General features: G+C 45.2%; 17 protein-coding genes and 1 tRNA gene. 3 read left to right on the top strand and 15 right to left on the bottom strand.

From position 1 onward, the window contains the following. Nucleotides 1–88: 88 nt before the first annotated feature. Genes ispF through mutY form a run of 3 tightly spaced genes read right to left on the bottom strand, consistent with a single transcriptional unit; the run spans nucleotide 89 to nucleotide 2,785 of the window. Nucleotides 89–637, bottom strand: coding sequence for a 2-C-methyl-D-erythritol 2,4-cyclodiphosphate synthase (gene ispF, locus DWX00_RS14275; RefSeq protein WP_022463066.1), 549 nt, complete (start codon nucleotides 635–637; stop codon nucleotides 89–91). A 26-nt stretch (nucleotides 638–663) separates the two neighbouring features. Beyond that, nucleotides 664–1,680 carry a glycosyltransferase family 2 protein gene (locus tag DWX00_RS14270; RefSeq protein WP_055267469.1) on the bottom strand — a complete coding sequence of 339 codons (1,017 nt, stop codon included), beginning with the start codon at nucleotides 1,678–1,680 and terminating at the stop codon, nucleotides 664–666. 37 nt (nucleotides 1,681–1,717) lie between these two features. Further along, the gene (gene mutY, locus DWX00_RS14265) at nucleotides 1,718–2,785 is read right to left on the bottom strand and encodes an A/G-specific adenine glycosylase (protein ID WP_055227140.1); all 1,068 of its coding nucleotides are present in this window, start codon (nucleotides 2,783–2,785) and stop codon (nucleotides 1,718–1,720) included. 148 nt (nucleotides 2,786–2,933) lie between these two features. On the opposite strand from mutY, the gene DWX00_RS14260 reads away from it, so the two are divergent. After that, entirely contained in the window at nucleotides 2,934–3,566 is a 633-nt protein-coding gene (locus DWX00_RS14260; RefSeq protein WP_243038024.1) for an HAD family hydrolase, read from the top strand. 85 nt (nucleotides 3,567–3,651) lie between these two features. Here the strand turns inward: DWX00_RS14260 and DWX00_RS14255 are convergent, their stop codons facing one another. The 10 genes from DWX00_RS14255 to DWX00_RS14210 all read right to left on the bottom strand — a co-directional run bounded on the left by DWX00_RS14255 (nucleotide 3,652) and on the right by DWX00_RS14210 (nucleotide 14,514). Beyond that, the gene (locus DWX00_RS14255; protein ID WP_118595585.1) at nucleotides 3,652–6,075 is read right to left on the bottom strand and encodes a L,D-transpeptidase family protein; all 2,424 of its coding nucleotides are present in this window, start codon (nucleotides 6,073–6,075) and stop codon (nucleotides 3,652–3,654) included. A 358-nt stretch (nucleotides 6,076–6,433) separates the two neighbouring features. Further along, nucleotides 6,434–6,880: a threonine/serine exporter family protein gene (locus tag DWX00_RS14250; RefSeq protein ID WP_022463061.1), complete on the bottom strand. Its 447-nt coding sequence runs from the start codon at nucleotides 6,878–6,880 to the stop codon at nucleotides 6,434–6,436. A gap of 41 nt (nucleotides 6,881–6,921) precedes the next feature. Continuing rightward, nucleotides 6,922–7,683, bottom strand: coding sequence for a threonine/serine exporter family protein (locus tag DWX00_RS14245; protein WP_055221312.1), 762 nt, complete (start codon nucleotides 7,681–7,683; stop codon nucleotides 6,922–6,924). A gap of 390 nt (nucleotides 7,684–8,073) precedes the next feature. Continuing rightward, nucleotides 8,074–8,673 (bottom strand): DUF4230 domain-containing protein, encoded by a 600-nt coding sequence (locus DWX00_RS14240; RefSeq protein WP_055221314.1) that lies wholly within the window; start codon nucleotides 8,671–8,673, stop codon nucleotides 8,074–8,076. A gap of 343 nt (nucleotides 8,674–9,016) precedes the next feature. Continuing rightward, the gene (locus DWX00_RS14235; protein WP_158578876.1) at nucleotides 9,017–10,222 is read right to left on the bottom strand and encodes a tyrosine-type recombinase/integrase; all 1,206 of its coding nucleotides are present in this window, start codon (nucleotides 10,220–10,222) and stop codon (nucleotides 9,017–9,019) included. Between the two features lie 180 nt (nucleotides 10,223–10,402). Beyond that, the gene (locus DWX00_RS14230; protein WP_118595583.1) at nucleotides 10,403–10,909 is read right to left on the bottom strand and encodes a hypothetical protein; all 507 of its coding nucleotides are present in this window, start codon (nucleotides 10,907–10,909) and stop codon (nucleotides 10,403–10,405) included. Between the two features lie 16 nt (nucleotides 10,910–10,925). Then, a complete protein-coding gene (locus tag DWX00_RS14225; protein WP_243038023.1) occupies nucleotides 10,926–12,035 on the bottom strand; it encodes a hypothetical protein in 1,110 nt (369 codons plus the stop codon). A gap of 257 nt (nucleotides 12,036–12,292) precedes the next feature. Then, the gene (locus DWX00_RS14220) at nucleotides 12,293–13,687 is read right to left on the bottom strand and encodes a hypothetical protein (RefSeq protein ID WP_118595582.1); all 1,395 of its coding nucleotides are present in this window, start codon (nucleotides 13,685–13,687) and stop codon (nucleotides 12,293–12,295) included. Between the two features lie 55 nt (nucleotides 13,688–13,742). Beyond that, nucleotides 13,743–14,102: a hypothetical protein gene (locus tag DWX00_RS14215; protein WP_118595581.1), complete on the bottom strand. Its 360-nt coding sequence runs from the start codon at nucleotides 14,100–14,102 to the stop codon at nucleotides 13,743–13,745. Nucleotides 14,103–14,310: 208 nt separating this feature from the next. Next, on the bottom strand, nucleotides 14,311–14,514 hold the full coding sequence (locus DWX00_RS14210; RefSeq protein ID WP_118595580.1) for a hypothetical protein: 204 nt from the start codon (nucleotides 14,512–14,514) through the stop codon (nucleotides 14,311–14,313). 60 nt (nucleotides 14,515–14,574) lie between these two features. Here DWX00_RS14210 and DWX00_RS14205 point away from each other — a divergent pair, with 60 nt between their 5' ends. Beyond that, nucleotides 14,575–15,285: a helix-turn-helix domain-containing protein gene (locus DWX00_RS14205; RefSeq protein ID WP_158578874.1), complete on the top strand. Its 711-nt coding sequence runs from the start codon at nucleotides 14,575–14,577 to the stop codon at nucleotides 15,283–15,285. 64 nt (nucleotides 15,286–15,349) lie between these two features. On the opposite strand, the gene DWX00_RS14200 is transcribed toward DWX00_RS14205, so the two are convergent. Beyond that, nucleotides 15,350–15,505, bottom strand: a complete 156-nt coding sequence (locus DWX00_RS14200) for a ribbon-helix-helix protein, CopG family (protein ID WP_118595578.1) — start codon at nucleotides 15,503–15,505, stop codon at nucleotides 15,350–15,352. 112 nt (nucleotides 15,506–15,617) lie between these two features. Here DWX00_RS14200 and DWX00_RS14195 point away from each other — a divergent pair, with 112 nt between their 5' ends. Continuing rightward, nucleotides 15,618–17,588 carry a hypothetical protein gene (locus tag DWX00_RS14195; RefSeq protein WP_118595577.1) on the top strand — a complete coding sequence of 657 codons (1,971 nt, stop codon included), beginning with the start codon at nucleotides 15,618–15,620 and terminating at the stop codon, nucleotides 17,586–17,588. A gap of 247 nt (nucleotides 17,589–17,835) precedes the next feature. Here DWX00_RS14195 and DWX00_RS14190 read toward each other — a convergent pair. Beyond that, nucleotides 17,836–17,906: transfer RNA gene (locus DWX00_RS14190), tRNA-Trp, on the bottom strand. Nucleotides 17,907–17,997: the final 91 nt, after the last annotated feature.

Here is a 17,997-nt window from a genome sequence, read left to right as displayed (position 1 = left end):
CTTATAGCGTCACGTATGCCGCCGACTACTCCCTTATTCTTCTTCCAGTCTACCACATCTTCCGGCCTTGTGCAATCGCATTTCTCTTTTATTCTTCTGCGTTCTTTGCGCATCCCGGGCAGCCGCTGCATCCGCCTGCGATCCGGTCGTCCGGCATCAGGTCGAGTGCCTTGGAAATGCAGCAGATCGCCTGTGCGGAAATTCCCTCTTTCTTTCCGGTAAAGCCAAGTCCTTCCTCGGTCGTTGCCTTGATATTGACCTGATCCTCTTCGAGATGAAGCGCCTCCGCCACATTTTTCACCATCGTGTCGATGTATGGCAGGAGCTTCGGCTTCTGTGCAATAACGGTTGCATCGATATTTTCAATCAGATACATCCGCTCCTCGAGCATCTCACCGACTTTTTTCAGCAGTTCGATGCTGTCGGCGCCCTCATACGCCGGATCGTTGTCCGGAAAATGGCGTCCGATGTCCCGCAGTGCTGCAGCACCGAGAAGCGCATCCATAATGGCATGAACCAGCACATCCGCATCGGAATGTCCCAGAAGGCCATATTCATACGGGATTTCCACACCGCCCAGAATCAGTTTCCGGTTTTCCACCAGTTTATGCACATCGTAACCCATTCCTACTCGCATTGTTCGTTCCTCCGCTTCGTTACTTTCTAGTTAAATCCATACAGTTTCTGCGCTACCTTGTAGGCATAGACTGCAATTTTCTGTCCCGGTTTTGATTTGCTGCTCATAACAGTTCCGAAAATGCCGTGGCGGATGCGGAAGTAATCGGCTGCATCCTCCTGTTTCAGGTATCTCCACAGATCGTTCTTTTTCTCGAGATTTTCTTCCGTTCCGGAGCGCATCATCATCACGGAAGAAACCGTCATAATAATGGTCAGATAGCTGATCATATATTTCCGCAGGTGCTTCGACAGCCCTTTCTGTTCACCAAGGTAATCGATCATCAGCTTGTTGACACGGATCTGCTGGTCAATTCTGCCGATCATGACTTTCTCGTTAACCGACTGGTCGGCTCTTCCAATAAAGTAGCGGTAGAAATTGACATCGAGATAATACATCGTTTTGACGTACGGAAGCGGAATAAACGCAACCAGATTATCCACATAGAAGGTGTGCTCCGGCAGCTTCATGCCGCACTCTCTTAAAAGAGAAGTCCGGTAAATCAGCGAATGCATCAGCAGATAATGTGTTTTGCCGAGAGCTTTCGCCTCATCCCATCCGAAAAAGCGGCCTTCCGGCAGCGATTTCGCATAGCGCATCACACGTTTTCTCTTGGCGCCCTCTTTTTCATACACATAGTTACTGATCAGAAGGTCGAGTGTTTTCGGTCCGCGTACGACTTCTGCCAGAACATTTAAAATCTTCTGGTATGCCTCTGGGTTTACCCAGTCATCACTGTCCACAACCTTAAAGTACAGACCCGTCGCATTTTCCACACCCGTGTTGACTGCTCCGCCGTGGCCCTTGTTTTCCTGATGAATCGCTTTTACAATCGTCGGATATTTTTCCTGATAGCGGTCTGCAATCTCTGTGGTTCCGTCCTTGGAACCATCGTCCACGATCAGAATTTCTACTTCTTCTCCGCCGACCAGCAGCGAATCGATACATTTCTCCATATATGCTTCTGAATTATAGCATGGTACTGCAATTGATAAAATCTTCATCTTTTTTCTCCCTGCTCTTTTTTGCTCTTCTGCCGTTTCAGGCACGTTCCAGATCTGTGTATTTTGCGTATTCCGCAAATGCAGACGGAATGGCATATCTTTCAGCCGCGGTTTTCGCATCCGCAAAAATCAATCCGGCTTTTTCTTCCCCTTCCTGCTCCACATCGTTTCCTGCAATTTTAATAGCGTATCCTGTGATATGCCACTCGACATGGGAAAAAATGTGCTTGTACGGCGGCAATGCCTGAATATGAAGCGGCGTCACGCCGAATTTTTCTGCCTCTTCAAGTGCTTCCTGTTCGGAGAGTACGCCATCGAAGTTCGGGAACTCGTAAAGTCCCGCCAGAAGTCCTTTTTTCGGCCGTTTCCGCACTGCTGTGTGCGCACCGTCCAGAAATAACAGAACGGTTCTGTCTTCGATTCTGCGCGGCTTTGCGCTCTTTTTAAACGGATATTCCGTCCAGGTCTGATGCTGTCCCGCCAGACACTGGTCAAAAAGCGGACAGACTTCACATTTTGGTGCGCCGTTCGGCAGACAGACCATTGCGCCGAGATCCATCATCGCCTGGTTGAAGGCTCCCGGATCTTCTGCCGGCATGATTTCGGTCAATTCCGCTTCCACGCGGTTTTTCACGGACTGCTTTAAAATGTCCTCACCGTCCTCCCGGAGGCGTGCCATCACACGAAGCACATTTCCGTCCACCGCCGGCACCGGAATGCAAAACGCGATCGATGCAACGGCTCCCGCTGTGTAATTTCCAATTCCCGGAAGTCCTTTTAAGGCTTCGTAATCTGCCGGAAATACACCGTCATACACTTCCATAATTTTCTGTGCGGCCTTCTGCATATTCCGCACACGGTTATAGTAACCAAGGCCTTCCCAGAGCTTCAAAAGCTTTTCCTCGGGACAGACCGCAAGTGCTGCGACATTGGGCAGTTCACGCATAAACCGCTCATAAAACGGCTTGACCGCCTCCACCCTCGTCTGCTGGAGCATAATCTCGGAAACCCAGATTTCATACGGGTTCTTTTTTTCTCTCCACGGCAGCACTCTTTTATTTTCGCCATACCATTTCAATAATGGCTTTGTGATTGTGTCCTGCATAGTAATCTCCTGTTAATACGTCATTCTTATTTTGCCACATTTTCCTCCAAAATGCAAAATAAACATTGCGCTCTCACGTGTTTTTGATTAAAATTAATAAATACTTTAAAAGAATAACCAAAACCCTTAAGATATGGAGGAAAAACTCTTGATCGACAGTATTATTTTTGATGTGGACGGCACCCTGTGGGACTCCACAGACGTTGTTGCCGACGCATGGAATCAGATTATGGAAAAAGAAACTGATATGACACCAAACCTCACCGGAACCGTGTTAAAAGGCCTGTTCGGCCGCCTGCTCCCGGATATCGCCGCCGTCATTTTCCACGAATATCCAAAGGAGCGCCAGTTAGAACTGATCGATGCATGCTGTGCCAAAGAGCATGAGGCACTTCTTGCGACACCGGCTCCTGTTTATCCGGGACTTGTCGATGCACTTTCTATTCTTTCCAGACATTACCCGCTTTATATCGTAAGCAACTGCCAGGCGGGCTATATCGAAGTTTTTCTGGAAGCCACAGGCCTCGGTCACTATTTCAAAGGCCATCTCTGTCCTGGCGATACCGGAAAGGCAAAGGCAGACAACATCCGTACAATCATCGAACAGAACCATCTGCAGCACGCGGTCTATGTCGGCGATACCGACGGCGACTACAAGGCGACACGCGAGGCCGGAATCCCGTTTGTCCATGCCGCATACGGTTTTGGTCAGACCGAAAACCCGGACTACACCATCACTTCCCCGATGGATCTTGTCACACTGTTCGTACCGGAAAATTAATTTTTAACAGTTTCTTTCTCAAAAAAATACGCATTCCTGTTTTGATAACGGAATGCGTATTTTTTATGTTCTATTTCTTCTTTTCTCAGCTCTCGCCCTTACCTGGGTAATCATCGTCACCCGTATGGTCTCCCTGATCCGGTGCGCTCGGCTCCTGGGTCGGTTCCGGTGTGGACGGGGTCTCGGTCGGTGCTACGGTCGGCTCCGGCGTAGACGGGATCTCGGTCGGTGCTGTGGTCGGTTCCGGCGTAGACGGGGTCGATGGAGTTGATGGGGTTGATGGAGTTGATGGGGTTGACGGAGTTGACGGCGTGTAATCATCGTACGTGTAGGATGGCGTTCTCGTCGGCGTTACTGTCGTGGTATTCGTCGTATCATCGACATTTTCGTCATCTGCTTCCGGTGCCTGTGTCACAGTAAGCGTGTCTTCACTTACCTCATAAGCTTCGGAATAATAAATGATAACCGGTGTTCCGTCATCGACATTGTCATATAATGCCTGTGCCACTGCAGTCGGAAGTGCAACAGATCCTGTCGTCGATCCTGCAGTCAGATACAGGTTTCCGCCGAAACTACTTCTCCAGGAAGCATCGTAGAAACCAATCTCTCCGTTGAACGGAATCCAGGAATCCACATCTCTTTCCCAGGAATAGCTGCCGTCTGCCTGAAGCTCTCCGTGCAGTTTTTTCTGGCTTTCTTTTGCTGCGGTTGTGTAGATACCCGGCTTCGTGTAGCTGCTCTGCTCCATCAGACCGGTTACACAGTCACCGTCGACAACCAGATTTCCATCTTTGTAGAGCCAGATATGCTGACGGCTGGCATCAACCTCAACATACGTCTTGCCGAATCCGTTGTTCTCTGTGGAAGCAGCAAACTCTCTCTGCGCATACTGCGGCTCTCTTGCGTCTGCTGCGTGAGCATCTACTTCTTCTGCGATCTTTGCTATCTCCTGCTCCTGATCCACTTTCCATCCGTAGCCTTCCTGGCTGATGGTCACGCCGCCTTCGATACCGGTTGCCGGGAAGGTGTGATCCTTGCCATCGGTATCAATCGCTGCCGCAAGATTTGCCACATATTCTTTTACTTTTTCATTCCACTGGTTTTCATCTTTGGAATAATTTCCATCCGCATCGACCGCCAGCCAGTCTTTCATGGTATTTCCGTCAAGAACCTGTGTTGTTCCATCCGGCATACTGTATGTGATACTTGCGCGTACCAGTTCATTTAACTGATCCTTCTGTGCATTCAGTGTTTCGTCATCTGCTGTTACCAAGGTTCCGTCGTAAACGCCTGCTTTTTCAAGATCCACTTCGGTATCCGCATTGATCAGCGCGTTTTCGATGCACTGTTTTGCAAGGGTAAGATCCATTCCCTCACCCATAACAGCATCCACAATCTCAAACTCATTGTTCTGGAAGGTGATGTAGGCGCTGGCCGGTGCATTCTCACCGTCTGCGGACTGGAATTCGTCAAATCCATCAATCACCGCATCCAGTTTTTCCTGACTGTACTGCATGGTGACCTGGGAATCTTTCTCTTTTCCGCCATTTCCCAGGAACCAGAGGAAACTGTTCTGTTTCTTTAACACGCTCTCCACGCTGCCGTCTCCGGCGTAGGTGTAGTCGATGTCTTTTCCGCTGACACTCTTCGTATCATTGTCTTTGAATTTTACATTTAAGGTATAGTTTGCAGCCTGCTCTTTGATTTTCGTTTCTGCCTCTTTGGCCGTCATATCCGAGCAGTCTACTCCGTTGATGGTTGTTCCGTTGAAAAAATAATTCTGGTAATGGAACATTTTGCTTCCATAGAAAAAGCCTCCCACAGCAATAACAGCAACGGCTGCAACGGCGATAACCGCACCGCCTTTTCCCTTTTTCTTCTGCGGTTTTGCGCCATGCGGAATGTACTCTTCGTCGTCATCCTCATAATCGTCGTAGTCATCATCCTCATCGTCTATTTCCGGCATTGGGATATGGCCTACCGTGTCGCTGACGAGGCGCTCCATTGCGGCTTCCACCTGATCACCAAGCACTTCTTTCTCCGAACCCTTGGTCTCTGTCTTCTCTTCTCCCAGCAGATCATCCTCATCTGCGAATGGATCGTTGATGATCAGATCATCATCCACCATCACTTCTTCCGGTTCCGATTCTGTTTTTGTCTCCGCCGGCGTCTCTTCGATTTCTTCTTCCTCTTCTGTAAATTCCGGAATCTCGATGTCCTGCGTCACAGGCTCCACTTTGGTCTGCTTCATTTTCTGCTTCGCTTCTTCGTCTTTTGCACGCTCAGTTGCCTCAAGGACACTTCGCAGATTACTTAAATTTGCAGTCTCATCCGGGATGTGATCTTCGCTTTTTGTTTCTTTGCTTTCAAATTCAATGGAGTCTTCGATGTCTGCCAGTTCTTCCTGGAATGTTTCACCGCTCTCCTTTTCCGCCAGGTCACGGTCAATCTCTTTTTGCAGGGCAGCCCAAAGTTTACCGTCCTTTAAATCATCATCTTCAAACTTCATATTTTTTGCTCCTCATAGTTCTGTGTCTGCACTTTACTTACTTCTCTTCTTTTTTCCTTGTTTCAACTCACAGTCGGTATTTTCACGGAGTCTGACATGTCGAAAATAGTTCGACTGTGACTTACCTCATGTCAGTGGAGGATACCGATTTCTCTCCGCCCGCCACTACCGTTATGTTTCTTTTAACAATTCATCCCACCGCTTTAGAAGCGGGGGACTTCTTGTCTACTGATGTTAAAAATGCCCCTATAGATTTCTTCTTTTGTCCAAGGGCACATACACTGTTAAGTATATCATAAAATTCGACAAAAAAAAGCAAAAAATTTGGTTTTGGCAAATTTCTCACTTTTTTCGTAAATCACCTATGGAATTCGTAAAAAAATACCTTCTGCAGCGCTTCTCCGAGGAAAATTCCAAGGGCAATTGCGCCTGCCGCGGTCGCTGTCTCTAAAAGATACGTTCCAACCATGTTTTCCGGCCCCATAACGATCGAGTAGACGATGCGGTACATACCGGCTCCCGGCACCATCGGAAGAATGCCCGGGATCACGAAAAGGATCACCGGCGCTTTGAAATGACGCGCCATTGCCTGGGAAACCAGGGCGACGGCAACGGCGGCAAGAAAGTTCTTCATCAGAATGCCGTCGTTGAATACTTCCACGATCAGATAGACCGCCCAGCCGATCATACCGACACCGGCCGTGTAGCATTCCAGCTTTTTTGGTGCGTTCAACAGTCTTGAAAATCCCCAGATTGCAACCCAGGCTCCAAGGGATTTCAGGATGATTTCACCTGCTATTCTCATATTTTTGCTTTAACCTCATCTTTTTTCTGTATCGGTTTTCTCTACCGCACCAGTGGACGGAGCAGCAGCATGCCAAGTCCCACGCCGATTGCGATGGCCGCAGCGGTTACAAACGCCTCAAGCATCCGTGCCGCACCGGAAATGTAGTCGCCGTGCAGGGTATCATACACCGCATTCGTGATCGCCACACCCGGTACGAGGGGCATGATCGATGCAATGATAATGACGTTCAGATCCATGGTCCCCGGCAGGTAATGAACACAGAGAATAGATGTGACCGCCAGCAAAAATGACCCGATACAGTTCACAAGAAACGACTGCATCCCGGCTTTTTTTCCTCCGTAAACACCGATTCCTGATATAAAACCTGCAAGTGCAGATGCCAGCACTTCGTAGAACCCGGCTCCGAACATGATTGCAAAGCCTGCGGTCGTCGCCATCATCGCGAGCAGATTTTTTTTAATTTCCGACTTGGCACGATAGATATCCCGCACCCGGTGGAACAGCGCATCCAGGTCGATATTTCCTTCGCAGAAATCGCGGGAAAGCTGATTGACCGCATGGATCCGGTTCAGATCCGTTGCACGGCTCTCTACGCTGCGCATAACAGTCATGGAATCCATCGCCGGGTCGTCGAGCGTTACCACAAAGCCGGTCGTCAGCGCCAGTACATCCGCAGTTTTCAGGCCGGACATGCGCAGCATCCGCAGCATGGTATCCTCCACCCGCCACGTCTCCGCCCCGCTTTCCAGCAGGATTTCTCCCGCCATGACCGCGGTGTCCAGCAGCAGTTTATAGTCCATAGTTTTTGTCCTCTCAAATGTAACTCATATTTCACACATGCCAAACGATTGTACCATGAAGCAGTGTTCACTTTCAAGTTAATTCTATGCAAATTCGGCGATATCCGGGCGTTGGGATGTTCCGATGTTCACCCGCGCCATTCACAAATCTTTTCAAAGTTTCTTCAAACTCCATTCACACTTTCCTCACATATGACAACTATACTAAACGTATCAAAACAAAGGGACAACAAATCATCTTCCTCTATCTTTCAACCGTTGTCCCAACCTAATATTCTTTCCAATTTATATAGATTTTTCTTTTTCATAATGCCGGTGTTTCTGCCAGAAGAAATACCGGCCCTCCTTTTTTTATCCCCCAAAAAGAAGTGCCGACATCCCGTCTATGTACTATTCTTCAAATTTTACAACCAATGTCTTGTCCCCGACCGTCTCGGACAGCATTCCGGTAATCAGTGTTTTCGCCTGTTCCTGTGCCATCGTTTCCAGGTCATCCATTTCTTTCGTCTGCTGCTCTACATCCTCCTTCGCACTCGCGATTGCATCCATCGCATCTTCCTTCCGCTCCCAGTTCAGAAGCGCTGCCTTCTCATCGTAATACTGGATGGAATCATTGTCGATGGAAATATCAAAAATCTCCACTGCCGGAAGTGTAACTGTTACTTCTGAATCCGTCACCTCCGTATTCGCCTTCGAGAGATCCACGCCCGCACGTACCTCTGCACGGTATGTCATATTAAACGCCTTCTGCGTCAGAAACGGAATCGACCCGTCCGAGTAATGAATCAGCCCGTTATAAATCATCTTCGCCGACGTCAGCTCCCCCGCCGCCTCCAGCTTGCTGTCAATAAACGTCCCCGTAATCTCCGGCTCCCGGTCCCGCCGCAACGACTGCGTCAGATAAACAACCATTCCAGCAAGGATTACTACGATCAGAAGATAAATGACAGCTTTTACCGTGCCGCGGCTTCCATTCTTTTCTCTGCTCACGTTACACCCACTCCCTTCTCATGTTTCATTTTTCATTATTTTTGAATATGTTCTGTGGCTCTATTGTACCTTATTTACACCATAAAAAACAGTCCTGCTTTACAAAAATATCTTAAAATTCTGTAAATCCTGTTCTGTTAGACTTTTCTTTTAAACAATACGAAAAAAGAGTGAAGATTTTGTATCTTCACTCTTTCCTAATACAGGGGATGAGAGAATCGAACTCCGTAGAAATTCCAATTTTTCCCCTTCTTCCGCCTGCAAACCCGCATAAACACTAGTTTTTTGGTTTCAACAACTCTGGATTTTTTTGATTACCTTATGATTACCTTTTTTCATCAGATTATATATTTACTGCCTTTTTTATCTGCTCTATCTGATGTTCTCTCGTTCGATTAGAAAAATAGTAATATTTTCTGCTTGTTTCTATTGTCGTATGCCCCAACTGATTCATAACTAAGGAATCTTCGCATCCGGCATCAATCAATGTTGTTCCATACGTCTTTCTTCCCTTGTGAATGGATCTGTGATGAAGACCCACTGCCTTCAATACAAGATCCAATCTTTTATTAAAGGTGTTTCCCCTGATTCTTTTTCCCGAGCTATTCTCAAACAAGTATTCTCCCGATGGATTGATTTCTTTTATCATTCGCAAAGTTTCTATTCCCCCGTCTGATAAAATAATATCACGCATTCCTGCTTCTGTTTTGGCAAATTCTCGTACATCAACAACGTTTTTACCGTCTTCGTTTTTATAACGAATTTCTGTTCTACGAATTTTTAAAATATTGCCACCAGCCCAGTCCCCGGGTTTCAATGCTGAAAGCTCTCCGACTCTGACTCCTGTTTGCAGTACCAGCAAAACTCCCAAATTCCAGATAGTTACATTTCTTTTCAAATAATCAACAAGAATCGGAATTTCATCTTCTGCAAACACTTGATCTTCTTTTTCTATTACTGTTTTTTTGAATATTTTTCTTGAAAGATCCAAATCTCCAAAAAATTCAGAGATCGAAATGTCCGTGCATTTTTTCTTTTTTGCATACATCCACATTCCTCGAATGATGATTCGCAAACCAGAATAGGATTTCATTGTAAGATTTTGTTCTGCTATTTGTCTTCGAATGAAATCTTCCAATTCGTCACTATCAATCTGTTTTATTTTCTTTTTTGCGAATCCTGTATTGACAAAAAACCTTTCAAAATCCGTTTTATAGCGGTCTGCACTTCCCTTTTGGATTTCTTTATACATCAGTTTTCTTTCAATCCATTCATTAAATACGCTTTCAACACTGGGATTGTTATTGTAATATTCAACAATACAATCTTTTATTTTTTCTTCTGTAGCTCGCTTTTTTAGAACCCTTCCTTTTTTCTCGTTTGGTAAATAGGTGTACCAGTTTCCATTTTTTCCTTGCCATACATCATATGGATGTTGTGCTAATAACTGTTCATATTTTTTCATCTCATACGATGCAGCTATTTCTTTTATATCAACTATATCATTTTCCTGTGCGAACTTCAATAATTCTGTATCTGAAAATTCCATAAAGCTACGCTGCCATGTTTCTGCTCTGCCATTTATCAACATCCTTCTTCCCTTATTGCTTTACTTTACGATACGTTACGTTGGGCGTGCTGATCTGGCTTTTCCTTTCTGAAAAAGGCTTATCTGGAATAGACCGGATAAGCCCTCTTACTTTTTCTTTTGTTGTCTCTTTTTTTTCTTTTATTCCGGCTCGATTTCTTCTGTTCCCGGCTCCTCGTCGGTGGGGTCTTCTTCTATGTATTTCATATAAAACTCTCTTGCCGCCGGGTTCCATACTTTCTCATTGACGGGGCGCTGCTTCCATTCCTCTTTTTCTCCGGCTGCGATTAACAGCTTTTCCCGCTGGTATTTCTCTGTCTGCTTGTCTTCCAATGGGACTTCCTCGTATGCGAATGCTTTTTGTATCTGGTAAATGGTTACCTCTTCCCGGATCACTCTTCCGGTTTCATGCTCCACGATGCGGTATTTCTCACAGTAGCCCGGGCGGCGGTTTGCCTTGTATCCCTGCCAGATCTGTATCATGTCCCAGCCAAGTTCTTTCATGACTCTTAAAATCCGCCAGTAGGTATAAGGCAGCCAGTCATATACCCGCCGGAACTCTACCCCCTCTTCGAGTTCGATTTCTTCCGGGACGATATATTTTTTCTTTTTCACGCCCTGCTCTTCGTCCTTGTTTCTTTCGTCCATCTCTTTCCCTCATTTCCTAATTAAATGGGCATTCGTCCGCGGGTTCCAGTTTGTGAAACTCTTTGTTCCGGTTCAGATATTTTTCGACCGAATCGTATTTCACAATGGTTCCGTCTTCCAGATACACTTGTACCTCATGAATCCGGCGGAGGAATGCCGCCCACGTTTCCGGGCTTTCTTTTTGCACCTCTGTATACTGGTCTTCCAGTGGGATATTCGTTGTTATGAATACCCTGTTATAACAAACGACTTTATTGCAGTATCTCGCCGGGAGCGTCACCGGGTATACATCCAGATAGTTCAGCATGTCCGATATTTTAAAGGAACTACGGAACTCTTCGAACACGATGACCGCGTGACCGTCGTATTGGTCAAAGGGATGCCCTCCTCCATTTTCAATCACGCGGTAAACGTTACTGTCTCCGTAAGCGTCCATGATGGATCTTGTTTTTCCCCTTCCCGTCGCTCCCCAGATATAGGTAACGTGCAGATCCAGTCTGCGTTTTCCTTTGAATTTTTCGTTCAGAAACGCTTGTCGGATTTTCTCGATTTTATCCATGTAAAGGATCATGTCGTTGTTTTCCTGTAAAATTTCCGTTACCGTATATCCGGCTTCTACCATCTGCATGAGGTCTTCCAAATCGGAACGTCTGCCTTTTTGTGTCGGCATCGTCCCCCATTCCTCATAGGTGTTCGGGACGCTGGTTTCTGCTTTGTCGGTGTCTTTCCATTTGCCGCTCTTTTTGACGTATTCCACGTTATTTTTCGCGGTTCCGTTTGCTATGTCGATGTGGGCAGATGGGAAATATTTTTTTATTTTTCCAACTCGTACACGGGAATTGAAATGGATGTAAACGTGTGTGTGGTAGGTTCCCTGTTCTCCGATTTCATCCGCCATGCAGAAGAATTTGAGCGTCGGGAAACTCATGACCAGATTTTGTTTTATTTTTTCATGCCCCATATCGTACTTCTGAGGGTTATTGATGGTTAAAAGAAACGCCTGCCGCTGGATGCCGTCCATCCTCGATTTCCGTGGTTTTTCCGGCTCCTCCGTGGCTTCTGGTTCTTCCTTTATCTCCTCTGTGGCGGCGTTTTTCTTCTCTGTCTCTTTCTTTTCTTCGACCATTTGTTATTTCTCCTTTGTGCGTCCCATTGTCTTCGGGTTCTTATTTCGGGTTCTTATTTCGGTTTCTCTTAATGGGTTCATTACAAATCACTGTACCTTTCTTATATACTGGCTTTAAATTTTTGTGTTTCTTTTGTTTATGGTCTGCGAACAGGGTTTTGAGGGCTGGAAAGCCGCATAGATACTGGATTTTTTGAGTGGTGGTGGGCTTTTTTGTGCAAGCGGGGGTAATACTATACCCCCGCTTGCATCCCCTCTCAGCCTTCGCGCCGGACGTTACCGTCCGCGCTCTGCTCGAGGGTATCCAGCATGTGCTTTCTCCATCCCGGAACATCCGTAACCCACGGAATCTTAACTTCTTCTACTTCCCGACCATCCAACAGGATAACGCCCTCTCCCTGCTGATAGCTCCGTTCCGGCAGCTCCTCGCCGCTGAACAGCATATTCTTCTGTTCTTTGCTGAGTCTTCCCAGCGCAAGGATGCACATGAAGTTGTCCCGGCTGCCATTTGCAAACAGGGCGGCATCTGCCCGCTGCGTTACAATCCAGATTCCAAAATGCAAGCCCCTGCCCAGCATCAGAACTTCTGATACCGCATTCATAACATCCGCAGCCCTTTTCTCTTTGTTCTGCTTGTCCAGCATCTGCAAGCGGTTCAAAAATGCCGGGTATTCGTCGAAAATCAGAAGATACCGTTCTCTTTCTGCGCCGCCAGACTCTCTGGTTTCGTTAAACTTCCGGTAAAACGCCATGATGCCGTCATAGCACATTTCGCCTGTATAATAGTTTTCATAGCCATGCAGGAACCGGAAATCTTCGGAGTTTTTATAATCACAGACAAATACGTGCGTATTGGGATCTGCCTGTAATCTTCTGCCGAGCAGATACGAAACTGCCACTGACTTTCCAGAACCGGAACTTCCCGTAATCAGTGCATGGCAATGGGTATCTATCCCCGTCTGAATAGATGATTTCGTCTGATACTGATGTGCTATTTTTGCATCGTATCCCCATGTCATCCGATCCCCTTTATTTTCTCCCCACACCTCTTCCAGTGTGCAGATGCCCTGCGCCTTTCTCTGGTCTTCAATTTTTGCCTGTTCCCGTTTCTTTCTAAGGGCTTCCAACCAGCTTTTTCCTGCATCATTACGCGCTATGGCGATCTCCATATACTCCGGGTATAAAGTTACCATGAACAACGAACTGTTTTCACCACACCACATACTATATTTCATCATATGATCTGCAAGGCAGCCGCCCAGCACTTTCGTGACCAGTGTTTTAAATTCCTCTGAATTTTTCTGTCCGGCATCCCCGTAAACGACGGAAATTCGATAGGCATAAACATTTTCATTATACCGGATGTCGATACACCGGAAGAACTGGAACAGTTTGCCAAGCTCCACAAGTTCCTCGTCTGCAACTTTTGGATTGAAGCACTGTCTTTCCCCATCCCAGCCGATATGCGTCATATACTGGACAGGCGGCTTTGCAAACGCTTCTTTCCAGCTCCATGCAAACACTTCTTTGATCTTCTGAATGCAGAATGATGCGGCTTCTCTGGTTGTGCAGTGTTTTACCGTCTGTACGACACATACCGCCACGCCGTACCAAAACAGAACTACTAATAAAAGAAATATTGTTTTTACCATATTGTTTCTCCTTCATTTGTTGTGCGAAGAGAGGGGCACGCCCCCCCTCTTCTTATTATTTTTCGTTTACAATTTTCACTGACTCGGCACGGATAGAATCTTCGATGAGTCCACTTCGACGGTTATAGTACGCACCAACTGTTGCACTAATGAACTCAACGAAAATATTTTCGCCATTCTCCTGTAACTCTGCCAGTTGCTTTGGTTCAATTACTGGGAGCTGATCTGGAACAAAAATCTGAACCGTTCTGTAATTTCCTGCATTAGTTGCTAGATAGGTGTATCCATCTATCTGGTCTGTTGCCGTTCCGTTTTCGAAGTGTCGCCGTGCCGTAATATCGGTCAGAACGAACACCGATTCAGAAAAAAAATCTTCCAGTGGATACCTCCGGCTTGTAATCATTGATGCTTTCATCTTTGTCACCTCCTCTTTGTTGATGCTATTATGATAAGGCATTTTTTTTGAATACGGCGAGTAAATAACTTGAAAAAGTTGAATAAAGGCAACTCTGTTAAAATGTTTTTCAAGCCCTAGAACATGTCGATTTTTCCTTCCTTTTGCTCAAAGATGCCATAATCCCCCCTATTATGCCTATCCTTGACCTCAAAAAATCAAAACACCCCTATACATGCCCGAAATACCCCCTCTTGATGGCTAACCTGAAAAATGCCCATTTTCCCCCAGACATTCTGCTTTCTCTCCAAAACATTTCATTTTTTGTCCCGAATTTGCTAAAAACACCTTGTTTACCCCTCATATACCCCCTTCGATGCCTACCCCTGAAGAACTCGCTTCTAAAACCAACTGTTTTTTTGTCCCCTGACATTTAGAAAACCTCCTTTATAGGTACCGGCGCATGCCGAGTACTAGTAAAGGAGTGATCTATATGTCACCAAATAATAATATTTTAGGAGCTAACGTGCGACGTCTTCGCAAAAATCGGGGGATGACACAAAAAGGACTGGGAAAAGCAGTTTTTCATGAGGAGACCTGGATTTCTAAGTTAGAGAATGGGCATTTGACTCCTTCTCCAGAAGATTGTTTAAAACTTGCTCAAACATTACGTTGTGACCTATCAGAACTTAAAGGGTCAAATTCAAGTAACGATTTTCGTGCATTACACCACCAAATTCTCGAGCGTCTGACAACGATCGAAACTCAAATTGAAATCACAGAAACGATCATACAGGCATTAGAAACTGATCTTTCCGCGTTAAACAAGTTCTCTTCCTTTTTTGCCGCACCGCTAAAGAAGCATTTTTTGGTGATACTGCTTGAAAAACTGAGAATTTCACACACCAATTTAGCTGAACGATTAGGGGTTTCTGTTTCTCTTATCTCCAAATCTATCAGCAATGACTTACCAATTTCAGAAAATTTAGCAAAAAAAATAAGTTCACGAATTGAGTCTTTTCTTTTTTTTAAAGGTTTTTCAACCCCAAAAGAATTTTTAGATTTTTATGAAAAGGACCTGGCTGAATGTCGTTTAAACTTAATCAAGCTGAGAGATTCTTTACACGAAGAAAAAATTACTTTAACCGCTTCTGATGAAACTCTTATCAAAATGTCATTTGATTCTGAAAATTCAGATAACTAAATTCTTATATAGAAAAAGAGCCGCTTTTTATAGAGCGGCTCCTTCTATCAGATGTTATTATTTATCAGTCTTTTGTTTCGTTTTTCTTTTTGACCCATTCTTTTAAAATCAAATTAATATATTGACTGAAGCTTCGGTCATCCTCTTCAGCCATTTTGCGAATCTCCTCTACGATATTTTCATCGAGTGTAATGCTTACTTTTTCTTTTAATGGTTTCATATTTTTTTCCTTTTTCTCTTACTATATCATTCAGCAGGATAAGGTATTGACTTTTCTGATAAAGTAGGATAAAGTAGGATAAAAGACATATCTTTATCGAAAGGAGAATCACATGAAGAAAAACACAAAGAAAATTGCAACTGTAACTATGACCGGCGCGGTGCTGCTTGCTGCTCCGATCGCAATGAACGCGACTCCGATGCTGTCGGCGCAGACGGTAGACGCTGCCGTAAAGACGGGCTGGGTGAAAGAATCCGGCAAGTGGTACTTTTACAAGGACGGCGTGAAAGCCACCGGATGGCAGGAATGGGATGGAAAACGCTACTATCTGAATAGCGACGGAACCATGAAAGCAAATGAATGGATGATTGACACCGACGGAAGCATTTACTACTTCCGCAGCTGGGGCGGTGCTTACAAGAGCTGCAATGTTGTCATCAACGGAAGAAGCTACACCTTCGGCGCTGACAGCAAAATGCAAGGTTCCCAGTGGATCGTCAAAGGCGGTAAATGGTATCTTGCGAAAGATGGAAAGATTGCGACTGGCTGGCAGGAATGGCAGGGAAGTAAATACTATCTGAACAGTGACGGAACCATGAGAAGCAACGAGTGGCGTTTAGACGATACCGGAAAAATCCGTTATCTGTGCAGTTGGGGCGGGGCTTATAAAAATCGTTCTGCGAAGATCAATGGAAGAAGCTACACTTTCAACAACAATGCAGATGTGACCAATACCCAGTGGATCGCCATGGACGGCACATGGAAACTTGCAAAAGACGGACGGATCGCAACCGGATGGCAGACATGGGATAAGAATCTTTATTATCTGAACAGTGACGGCAGTATGAAAGCCAATGAAGCCTTTACTGACGGTGGAAAGCTCTATTTCTTCCGTAGCTGGGGCGGTGCTTATAAGAACTGCTGGTATACTTCCGGCGGAAAGAAATATTATCTGCACGATAACAGCGCAGCTTACCAGAACGAGTGGCTGAAAGCAGATGGAAAATGGTATTATTTCCAGAGTGACAGCACGATGGCAACTAACACATGGATTGACAATTATTATGTTGATGCATCCGGTGTCTGGATTCCGAACAAAGAAAAACCGACGGACAAATGGATCACCAGCGGAAACCGCAAATGGTATCGCCATGCCGACGGCAGCTATACAAAGAATGACTGGGAAGTCATTGATGGAAAATATTACAGATTTGATAAAGATGGCTGGATGGTAACCGGCTGGAAGAAGATCAATGACATCTGGTATTACATGGATAAGACAACCGGAGAGCGATATGGTGAGGGCTGGCATTGGATTGACGGCAGCTGCTACTATATGAATGCGAAGGGTGAAATGGCTGTTGATACTTGGATTGATGGATATTATGTAGATGCATCGGGAAAATGGATAAAAGACGCAAAAAAAGATCAGCATACACATAACTGGGTAGCTGAAACGAAGACGATTCATCACGAGGAAGAATACCATTATAAAACGGTTAAACATCCGGCTGTAACGCATACCGTAGATCACGCAGAGGAGTTCCATTATGAAACTGTTACTCATCCTGAGGAAAGCCACATGGAAACCATTCATCATGAGGAGGTAGGTCATACCGTGCACCATGATGCTGTTACTCATACTGAGTACATTACACATCCAGAAGTTTCCCATGAGGAGCGTCGTACAATTTGTGGTTTTTGCGGAGCGGATATGGGAAATACTCAGGATTCCCTCAATGAACATTTATTATACCACACTCTTCGTGGCGAGTCAATATCTTATTCAACAAAAACTGTAAAAATTGTTGACCAGGAAGCATGGACAGAAGAGAAAACAGTGGTCGACAAAGAGGCTTGGGATGAATGGGTAGTAGATCAGGAAGCATGGGATGAGCAGGTTAAGGTAGTAGACAAAGCAGCATGGTCTGAGCAGGTAAAAGTTGTAGACAAAGAAGCTTGGACAGAGACCATCGTTGACAAAGAAGCTTGGGATGAGCAGGTAAAAGTAGTTGACAAAGAAGCCTATGATGAAACCATCAAACAGAATGTTTGCTCGATCTGTGGTGAAATTCAAAAATAAATCTTAAAATAACGAGAAGCACTGATCTCTCTTTTGAAGAGACCGGTGCTTCTTGCTATTTATTTATAATTCACAAATTTATTTGTGCATATTATATAAAAATAACTTTTTTAGTATTGTGTGTGTTTTTTTTAATATCAAAAAAGGCAACCAACACATTATTGATTACCTTTTTGATTACCATATTAAATTGGCAAAAAAGAAATAGCCGCAACCCTCCATTTTAAAGGCTTTACGCATTTCGTTACAGGGGATGAGAGAATCGAACTCCCACCAAAGGTTTTGGAGACCCCTATCATACCATTTGACCAATCCCCTACGCTAGATATACCTTCAAAACCGCATACACTTAACATCTATACATCATACCATACTTTCTTTCCGAACACAACCATTTTCTGCAAAACTT

The organism is Blautia sp. AF17-9LB (assembly GCF_003479185.1).
Classification (GTDB): Bacteria; Bacillota; Clostridia; order Lachnospirales; family Lachnospiraceae; genus Fusicatenibacter; species Fusicatenibacter saccharivorans.
Note: the sequence above shows the minus strand (reverse complement) of the source record. Positions and strands in the feature narration are given on the sequence as shown.

Bases quoted from the DNA above. Each gene is read 5' to 3' on its own strand.
- ispF (WP_022463066.1), bottom strand. From the start codon at position 637: ATGCGAGTAGGAATGGGTTACGATGTGCATAAACTGGTGGAAAACCGG.
- DWX00_RS14270 (WP_055267469.1), bottom strand. From the start codon at position 1,680: ATGAAGATTTTATCAATTGCAGTACCATGCTATAATTCAGAAGCATAT.
- mutY (WP_055227140.1), bottom strand. From the start codon at position 2,785: ATGCAGGACACAATCACAAAGCCATTATTGAAATGGTATGGCGAAAAT.
- DWX00_RS14255 (WP_118595585.1), bottom strand. From the start codon at position 6,075: ATGAAGTTTGAAGATGATGATTTAAAGGACGGTAAACTTTGGGCTGCC.
- DWX00_RS14250 (WP_022463061.1), bottom strand. From the start codon at position 6,880: ATGAGAATAGCAGGTGAAATCATCCTGAAATCCCTTGGAGCCTGGGTT.
- DWX00_RS14245 (WP_055221312.1), bottom strand. From the start codon at position 7,683: ATGGACTATAAACTGCTGCTGGACACCGCGGTCATGGCGGGAGAAATC.
- DWX00_RS14235 (WP_158578876.1), bottom strand. From the start codon at position 10,222: ATGGAATTTTCAGATACAGAATTATTGAAGTTCGCACAGGAAAATGAT.
- DWX00_RS14230 (WP_118595583.1), bottom strand. From the start codon at position 10,909: ATGGACGAAAGAAACAAGGACGAAGAGCAGGGCGTGAAAAAGAAAAAA.
- DWX00_RS14225 (WP_243038023.1), bottom strand. From the start codon at position 12,035: ATGGTCGAAGAAAAGAAAGAGACAGAGAAGAAAAACGCCGCCACAGAG.
- DWX00_RS14220 (WP_118595582.1), bottom strand. From the start codon at position 13,687: ATGGTAAAAACAATATTTCTTTTATTAGTAGTTCTGTTTTGGTACGGC.
- DWX00_RS14215 (WP_118595581.1), bottom strand. From the start codon at position 14,102: ATGAAAGCATCAATGATTACAAGCCGGAGGTATCCACTGGAAGATTTT.
- DWX00_RS14210 (WP_118595580.1), bottom strand. From the start codon at position 14,514: ATGTCAGGGGACAAAAAAACAGTTGGTTTTAGAAGCGAGTTCTTCAGG.
- DWX00_RS14205 (WP_158578874.1), top strand. From the start codon at position 14,575: ATGTCACCAAATAATAATATTTTAGGAGCTAACGTGCGACGTCTTCGC.
- DWX00_RS14200 (WP_118595578.1), bottom strand. From the start codon at position 15,505: ATGAAACCATTAAAAGAAAAAGTAAGCATTACACTCGATGAAAATATC.
- DWX00_RS14195 (WP_118595577.1), top strand. From the start codon at position 15,618: ATGAAGAAAAACACAAAGAAAATTGCAACTGTAACTATGACCGGCGCG.